A 7893-nucleotide genomic window follows, 5' to 3' on the forward strand; every position below is an offset into this window, starting at 1 on the left:
TACGGTGCTGGTGCCACGGGCAGCGTCGTATCTGCTGGGTTGTCGGTGGTCAAGTGTGATCAGCGCCAGGGCGCAGGTTCACCTACCAGCTGCCCCTGAATGCCGCCTACCCCCATCTCCTGCAGCACCCGCCGCTCCCCTTCTGTCTCGACCCGCTCGGCAATCAGTGGCAGGTCGATGCTGTGCGCCGCACGCTGGATCGCTTCGATGAACAGCCGCTTGTGCTGCTCATGGTCGATGTTGCGGATGTAGCTGCCGTCAATCTTCAGGTACGCCAGGCCAAGGTGGGCCAGGTTGCCGATCATGCTGAAGCGCCCGCCAAAGCGCTGCAACGCCAGCCCAAAGCCCAGCCCGTGCAGGCGCCGGGTGAGTTGCTCGAGGGCTGCCTGCTCAGGCAACTGCTCCTCGCCAATTTCAAAGACCAACCGCGGGCCGAGCGCCGCGTTCTGGCCCAACACTTCGAAAACGCGGTGCAGGGCCTTGGGGTCGGCCAGGGTGGCGGCGGACAGGTTCACCGCAAGCACCTGGTCATGTCCTCGCAGATGCGCCAATACTTTCTCCAGCACCAGCACGTCCAGCCGCGGCATCCAGCCGAAGCGCTCCAGCCAAGGCAGGAAGCGACCCGCCGGCAGTGCCTCGCCCTGGCCATCCTGCAAGCGGGAAATCACCTTGTGGTGCAGTACCCGTTGCACCGAAGTGCAATCCACCACCGGCTGGAAGAACAGCTCGAAATGCCCATTTTTGAACGCCTGATCGAGCCGCTCGTGCCAGGCGTGCTGGCTATCGGCAGCCACTGCAGCCACGCCTTGTTCAAGGCATACCCAACCCGGCGTTGGCTGGTTTTCGGCACGGGCCAGAGCCTCATCGGCGAGCTTCAGCAAAGCCTGCGGAGAATCGCCCGGGCTGAATGGCGCGAGGCCGATACAAGCCACCGGGTCGATGTCACTGGCGCCCGTTTCGTGCAGGCTCTGCAGCGTTGCCTCCAGGGCCTGGGCCAGGTTTACCGCTTCTTCATGCACCATGCCCGGCGCCAGCACGGCAAACTCGCCACCGCGGCTGCGGGAAATCAGGTCGTTGGTTTCCGGGAAGCTGGCACAGGTACGGCGCAACTGCTCACCCACGGCCTGCAGCAACTGGTCGGTACGCTGGCCGCCAAGGCGTGCGTTCAGCCCCGCCAACCCTTGGACACGCAGTAACAGCAGGTAGCCGGCGCGCGCGTCCTCCAGGTTGCTTACCCGGGTGTTCAGCTGCATTTCGAAATAGCGGCGGTTCGAGAGCCCGGTCAGGCTGTCCTGGTAGGACTCCGCACGCAACCGCTCGCTGCGCTCGGCCTGCTCGGTGAACAGCGCCTTGAGCTTCTCGACCATCTGGTTCATCGCCTGCACCACACGGCGCAGCTCCGGTGTGCGCGGCAATTCTGGCAGGCTCAGGAATTCGCGGCGCGCAATGGCATGGGATTGCTCAACCATATAGTCCAGCGGGCGCAACTGGCGGCGCAGCAGCAAGGCGCCGAGCACGGCACTGGCTGCACCGCACAGCAGCAACCAGCCCAGGCTGCCCAAGGCGCTTTGCCAGAGTTTGGCAATGGCAAACATCGGGTGGCTGATCACCTCTACCCGCGCGGCCTGCTGCCAGCCGCGGCTGACGATGGCGTCGCCACCGGCGGCCTCAAGGCCGATCAGGTGCACGAACCAGCGCGGTACCCCGCCAGGGTCCGGCTCGGCGTGGCGCTCCACCAGCACGGCGTTGGAGCCCAGGTCGACGACCTTGATGCTCGCATAGTAACCACTGTCGAAGATCGAGCTGACCATCAGCTCGACCATCGCCGGGTCGTCGATATTCGGCGTCAGCGAAAGCGCCAGCGCGGTCGCTGCATCCTGGGCGTGCGAACGCAACTGGTTGACGTACTGGCTGCGCGAGCTTTCCAGGCTGACCATGAAACTGCCACTGAAGGCGACTACCAGGAACAGGCAAATGGCCAACAGCAATTGTTTGAACAGTGACATCTGTGCTCCTTCAGTAAACCGGCTCGGCCGGAAACCCTTCGGCCTGCATTTTCTTCAGCAAATCCTGCCAGCGTGACAGCCGCTTGGTGTCGCCGACCTTCTTGTTGCCTGCGGCGCCCGTCAACCACAACCCCTCGCCATTGAAGGCATACACCGGCAGCAGGTCGGTACGTTGGCTTGCCGGCTTGATGGCATCCATGAGGCTGTCGAGCACCAAAGGCTGGGCCTGTGGGTTTGAATAATAAGTCAGGACCATGTGCGCGCGGTTCTGCCGCAACGCCTTGACGTAGGTGATGCGCAGTTTTTCGCTGGGGATGCCCATGCGCCGCAGGCTGAAATACTTGGCGATAGCGTAGTCCTCGCAGTCCCCGGCACCTTTGATCAGCGCCTGCACCGGTGTGGCCCAGTAGTCGACCTCATGCCATAGGTCAATGTCTTCGACATAGCGCAATTGCTGGTTGAAAAAACGGTTGACCACTTGCAGTTGCTCTAGCTCAGTACCCTGCTTTTGCGTGGCCATCAGGTTCTGCCAGGCATCGATACGGCCCTGCCCGGCACCCAGAGGACCATACAAGGCCTGCGACTTGCGGCTGATCTGGGAGAAATCCCAATCCGCGTGCAAGCCGCCCAGCAGCAGACTGCCCAGCAGCGCGGCAAAGGCGACACGTCGCACAACGGTTTTGAACATCCAGGATATCGCCACTGCCAAGCCCTGTGCAGGCCAGTCGAAAGCAGCGATGGTGCGGCTTGCCACTGCAAAAAACAATGGCACCCTGCAATCATGCATCCGCCTGTCAGCCGGCCTACACTTTCTGTTTATAACCTTCTATGGGCCGCTTCCTTTGGCGGGCGACTTCATCCACCATAGCCGCGCTTTTGGGGCGCCCGTGCCAATGCGGGCCTTGGTTTGACAACTCCCACAAGCTGTAACTAGTGTCATTGGATCCAACTTTAGTCATCGTTGAGGCAGACGTCGCGTGGCCGAAAAAATCAAATTGAGCAATGTGCTGGCCAGCGAGCAGCTGTCGCCGCACCAGGCCCGTGCCGTGATCGAAGAACGCCTGCGCAGCGCCATCCTCGATGGTCGCCTGCCCCCTGGCACCGCCGTGCGACAACAAGAACTCGCCACCTTGTTTGGCGTCAGCCGCATGCCCGTGCGCGAAGCCCTGCGCCAGCTTGAAGCGCAATCGCTGCTGAAAGTGGAGATGCACAAGGGTGCGGTGGTTGCGCCGTTGATTGACGAAGATGCGGTGGATACCTATGCCCTGCGCATACTGCTGGAGAGCGAAGCGCTGCGCCAGTCGATCCCGCTGCTTGATGCCAGCGACATCGCCAGCGCCCGTGGCTATATCCAGCAACTGGAGAACGAAACCCGCCACGCCGAAATCGGCCGGCTGAACCGCCTGCTCCATATGACGCTGTACAGCAAGGCGTCGAACAGGAAGCTGCTGCGCATGATTGAGAACGAACTGAACGAAGAAGAGCGCTTCCTGCGTTTTCATCTTTCATCCATGGGCCTGGGCAAGCTGACCCAGGACGATCACAACGCACTGGTAGACGCCGCCAGCGACAAGCTGGTGGATGAGGCGATAGCCGTGCTGGCCCGGCACCTCAATAGCGGAGCGCTAGTAATCCGCAATTACCTGGATGCGCAACGGACGCGTTAGCCCGTAACTGGCTTTGCTTAATGGCGCGAGCAGATGGGTTGCAAATTGACCTTGCCACGCCAACAATGAGACTAATTATCATTCATGTCCATTGATGCCAGCGCCCTCCCCTATGCCCAGCAATGACTCCGTGCAAACGCTCTACAGTGACCACCACGGCTGGTTACACGCCTGGCTGCGCAGCAAGCTGGGCAATGCCGCCGATGCCGCAGACCTGGCCCATGACACCTTCGTCCGCTTGCTGCAACGCCGCGAACACCTGCAGCTGAACACCCCTCGGGCGTTCCTGCGCACGGTAGCGCGTGGGCTGGTCATCGATCACTGGCGCCGCGAGGAACTGCACAGGGCCTACCTGGAGGCACTGGCCCATGTGCCGCAAGCACAGTGTCCCTCGGCCGAAACCCGCGAGCTGCTGCTGGAATTGCTTGAGCGTATCGCGCGCATGCTCGACGGCCTCAAACCCAAGGTACGTCGCGCCTTCCTGCTGGCCCAATGCGAGGGGCTGAAGCACCAGGCAATTGCCGAGCAGATGGGGATCTCGGTGCGTACCGTGGAGCGTTACATCGCTGATGCGCTGTACCATTGCTATGTGCTGCGCTACGAAGACGAGTGTTGAGCCAATGACTGCCGCACGCCCTGATGCAAAAGCGGTCAAACAGGCCATCCAGTGGCTGCTGCGGCTGCGCGAGAGCGGGCATGAGCCGACACTGCAACAACAGTGCGCGCAATGGCGCAGTGCTCACCACGAACATGAGCAGGCCTGGCAACGGGTGATGCACCTGCATCAGGACCTTGACCTGCGCTGCGTCCCCGGTGCCGGTTTGGCGTTGCAAACCCTGGAAACCAGCCAGCAACGCCTGCACCGGCGGCAAGCGCTGAAGCTGCTTGGCGGGGTTGTCATGGTGGGAACGGCGACATGGCTGGCCAAAGACCTCGATGCTACCAGTGCGTGGGCGTCGGACTATGCCACCGGCACCGGTGAGCAACGCGTCTTCACCCTGCCCGATGGCTCACTGATGCAGCTCAATACCCGCACTGCCGTGGACCTGGCGTTCAATGACCAGCAGCGTCTGGTTCGCCTGATGCAGGGGGAGCTGATGATTACCTGCAACTCCGGGCATCCAGTGCTTGTACAAACCCGCGACGCACTGCTGGAAGGTTTCGCAGGGCGCTTTGTGGCCTACCAGGACAACGATTGCACACGTGTCAGTGTCAGCCACGGCAAAGTGGCGATCCACCGGCCCGGCAATGGCCACCTTCAGTGGATTGAAGGCGGCCAGCACTGGCGCCTGGATGCTCAAGGCGCTCACCCGCTGGCGCACCTGGACATGGACGCGATGGCCTGGACTGAAGGGCTGATCGTTACCCAGGACATGCGCCTGTCCGACTTCCTCGCGCAGGTCAGCCGTTATCGCCACGGTTACCTGGGCTGCAGCGACGAGATTGCCGGTTTGCGCCTGTCCGGGGTGTTCCGCCTCGAAGACCCGGAGCAGCTGCTTCAGTTGCTGCCGCAAACGCTGCCCGTAAGGCTTCGTCAACGTACACGCTGGTGGGTACGTGTAGAAAGCATGGCCTGATGAGGCCTTGACGATTTGTGGCGGGTTTTCAATCCCGGTCCGGCTAGGACAGTAAGCGACACCTTCTGCCCTCAACACTTCAACGGACCCTTCATGCCTATCAACCCGGTGTTAACCCACACTCTCAACTTGAATGATTATCGACCTGTCCTGCAATCAGCACGCTTGCGCCATGCCATCCGGGCTGCGCTGTTTGGTACTGCCTTGGGCCTGGCCGCTGTTCCGCAACTTTGCGCAGCGGCTGAAACAGCCCAAGTGAGTCATCGCTATGCAATTCCGGCGGGCCAACTGGCCGACGTACTCAATCAGTTCGCTCGCCAGGCCGGCATTACCCTGTCAAGTACGCCTCAGCTCACCGATGGCCTGCAATCGAACGGCCTGCAGGGGCAGTACGCTACCGACCAGGCGCTGCGCCAACTGCTCAATGGCAGCGGCCTGGAAGCGATCAGCCAGGATGGACGTAGCTATGTGTTGCAGACACAGCCCCAGGAAGCCGCCCTGTCATTGCCAGACACTGATATCCGTGGGTTCACCCTCGGCAATGCGCTGGGCAGCATGGAGGGTTACAACGCCACCCACAGCCAGGTAGCGACCAAGACCAGCACGCCGTTGGTGGAAACCTCCCAATCCGTCTCGGTGGTTACTCGCCAGCAGATGGACGATCAGGGCTCACAGACCGTTGCCCAGGCCATGCGCTACACGCCAGGGGTACTCACCAACCCTTACGGTGCTACCCATCGCTACGACTATGTGGCCATGCGCGGCTTCAACGACGGTTCTGTGGATAACATCTACGTCGATGGGCTCAAGTCGATGGGCGACAACGGCACCTACAGCACCATGCAGGTCGACCCGTACTTCCTTGAGCGCATCGATATTCTCAAGGGGCCATCTTCAGTACTGTATGGTCGAAGCTCGCCAGGAGGCCTGGTAGCCCTGACCACCAAGAAGCCGCTGTTTACCCCCTACCATCAGGTTCAAGCCACGGTCGGCACCCAGGGCCAGCGTGGCATGGGTTTCGACTTCAGCGGCCCTGTGGATGACGACAAACGCATCGCCTATCGCCTGACAGGCCTGGCGGATGCTTCCGACACCCAGTTCGACCACAGCAAGGAAGAACGCTACACCATCGCTCCGGCCATCAGCATCGACTTCACCGAAGACACCTCGCTCACGCTTCAGGCTTACCTGCAGCACGACCCTAACGGCGGGTACCACGGTGGCAACCCTGCCGACGGCATGCTGCACAAGCGCAATGGCTTGCGCTTGTCCGATCACTTCTTCGAGGGCGAGCCGGGCATCGACAACTACGAACGTACCCAGCAGTCGTTCAGCTACCAGTTCGAGCACCGCTTCAACGATGTGTTCACCGCGCGGCAGAACTTCCGTTACCAGGATTCGGACGTGTCCATGGACCAGGTGTACTCGGCCGGCTGGGCGGATGCCGACAGCAACATTCTCAACCGCGCCTATACCGGCGGCGACGAGCGCCTGCATTCGTACATCATCGACAATATGCTGCAGGCGGAATTCTTCACCGGCGCTGCCAAACACACCCTGCTGCTGGGCGCCGACTACCAGCGGCGCAAGGCCGATGTCGCATGGCGTTATGGCTCGGTCGACCCGCTGGACGCCGGCAACCCGCAGTACGGCAATGGCAACCTTCAGGTGCTGGGCGAAAACCGCTACCAGCGGCGCTTGCAGCAAACAGGTGTGTACCTGCAGGACCTGGTGGAGCTGGACCAATGGCGCTTCTCCCTGGGGCTTCGCCAGGACTGGGTGAAGGTGTCGGAGGAGAATCGCGACAGCGACACCAAGGTCAGCGATCAGCGCTCCAAGTTCACCACCCGGGCCGGGGTGCTCTACCTGTTCGAGAACGGCATTGCGCCCTATGTCAGCTACTCGGAGTCGTTCAATCCCAACACCGTGTCCGACCAGGAAGGCCGCCCGCTGGCACCGACCGAGGGCACGCAATGGGAAGCAGGTATCAAGTATCAGCCTCCGGGCAGCGACAACCTGTTTACCGCATCGGTGTTCCGCATCGAGCAGGAAAACCTGGCCTCGAAGCAGCCTGACGAAAACTTCTATCGCCCGGTAGGTGAAGTACGCTCGCAAGGGCTGGAGCTAGAGGCACATGTGCAGCTGACCGACAGCCTCAAACTGCTGGGCGGCTACACCTTCACCGATATCGAATATTCCAAGTCGATGCCGAGCCTGACGTCGGGCAACCTGGACAACAAGGGCAATTCGCCAACCCAGGCACCAAAACAGATGTTCTCGCTGTGGGCTGACTACAACTTCCGCCAAGGGCCGCTGGATGGCCTGCGGCTGGGCGGTGGGGTGCGGTATGTGGGCTACAGCTGGGTAGATGCGGAGAACAGCATGAAGGTGCCTTCCTACACGTTGTTTGACGCTTCGCTCGGCTATGACCTGGGCAAGGTTGGGCTCAAGGGTGTGGATGTGCGCCTTAACGCCAACAACCTTACCAATGAAAGCTATATCACCTCATGTGCCAGCCTGAACTATTGCTACATGGGTGAAGAGCGCAATGTGAGCGCCACGGTCAGCTATCAGTTCTGACCGATATCAGATACCCGGAAAAGACAAAGCCCCTGTCTGCATTGCAGACAGGGGCTTTGGGTT

The 7893-nt window shown here is 61.2% G+C and carries 6 protein-coding genes; 4 read left to right on the top strand and 2 right to left on the bottom strand.

The window, feature by feature from the left end:
• Window positions 1-59: 59 nt before the first annotated feature.
• Window positions 60-2006 carry a cyclic di-GMP receptor LapD gene (gene lapD / locus ABI582_RS28470; RefSeq protein WP_442120960.1) on the bottom strand — a complete coding sequence of 649 codons (1947 nt, stop codon included), beginning with the start codon at window positions 2004-2006 and terminating at the stop codon, window positions 60-62.
• Between the two features lie 10 nt (window positions 2007-2016).
• Complete coding sequence (gene lapG, locus ABI582_RS28475; protein WP_442120961.1) at window positions 2017-2778, bottom strand: cysteine protease LapG; 762 nt, start codon at window positions 2776-2778, stop codon at window positions 2017-2019.
• A gap of 205 nt (window positions 2779-2983) precedes the next feature.
• Between lapG and ABI582_RS28480 the strand changes: the two genes are divergently transcribed.
• The 4 genes from ABI582_RS28480 to ABI582_RS28495 all read left to right on the top strand — a co-directional run bounded on the left by ABI582_RS28480 (window position 2984) and on the right by ABI582_RS28495 (window position 7830).
• Window positions 2984-3673 carry a GntR family transcriptional regulator gene (locus ABI582_RS28480; RefSeq protein ID WP_442120962.1) on the top strand — a complete coding sequence of 230 codons (690 nt, stop codon included), beginning with the start codon at window positions 2984-2986 and terminating at the stop codon, window positions 3671-3673.
• Between the two features lie 112 nt (window positions 3674-3785).
• Window positions 3786-4289 carry a sigma-70 family RNA polymerase sigma factor gene (locus tag ABI582_RS28485; protein WP_258654522.1) on the top strand — a complete coding sequence of 168 codons (504 nt, stop codon included), beginning with the start codon at window positions 3786-3788 and terminating at the stop codon, window positions 4287-4289.
• Between the two features lie 4 nt (window positions 4290-4293).
• Entirely contained in the window at window positions 4294-5250 is a 957-nt protein-coding gene (locus tag ABI582_RS28490; RefSeq protein ID WP_442120963.1) for a FecR domain-containing protein, read from the top strand.
• A gap of 165 nt (window positions 5251-5415) precedes the next feature.
• Entirely contained in the window at window positions 5416-7830 is a 2415-nt protein-coding gene (locus ABI582_RS28495) for a TonB-dependent siderophore receptor (protein ID WP_442120964.1), read from the top strand.
• The last annotated feature ends 63 nt before the right edge of the window (window positions 7831-7893 follow it).

Source organism: Pseudomonas sp. SAS7, from assembly GCF_052112345.1.
In the GTDB taxonomy this organism is placed as follows: Bacteria; Pseudomonadota; Gammaproteobacteria; order Pseudomonadales; family Pseudomonadaceae; genus Aquipseudomonas; species Aquipseudomonas putida_Q.